Origin of the sequence: Bacillus sp. SIMBA_005, from assembly GCF_046535585.1 — a bacterium.
Lineage (GTDB): Bacteria > Bacillota > Bacilli > Bacillales > Bacillaceae > Bacillus > Bacillus pumilus.
In genome coordinates this window covers 1-244 of record NZ_JAWRWI010000991.1, presented here as the reverse complement: position 1 = coordinate 244, position 244 = coordinate 1, and the positions used below count along the sequence as shown (strand labels likewise).

At 70.9% G+C, this 244-nt stretch carries 1 protein-coding gene; it reads left to right on the top strand.

Annotated features, from left to right (window positions below):
• Window positions 1-244, top strand: a 244-nt coding sequence (locus SB660_RS23065; RefSeq protein WP_410584865.1) for an ABC transporter substrate-binding protein, incomplete at both ends; no start/stop codon positions are given.

Below are 244 nucleotides of genomic sequence, written 5' to 3'. Positions count from 1 at the left end.
CGGCTGCGCCTCCGCATCCGCGACCGACGACGCCGCGAAGGGCGAGACGAAGGCACCCGACGAGGTCCGCCTCGGGTACTTCGCCAACGTGACGCACGCCCCGGCGCTCGTCGGGCTCTCCGAGGGACTGTTCGAGGACGCGCTCGGCGACATCGATCTGAAGACAGAGGTCTTCAACGCCGGCCCCGCCGCCATCGAGGCGCTGTCCGCCGGCGCCATCGACGCCACGTACATCGGACCGAAC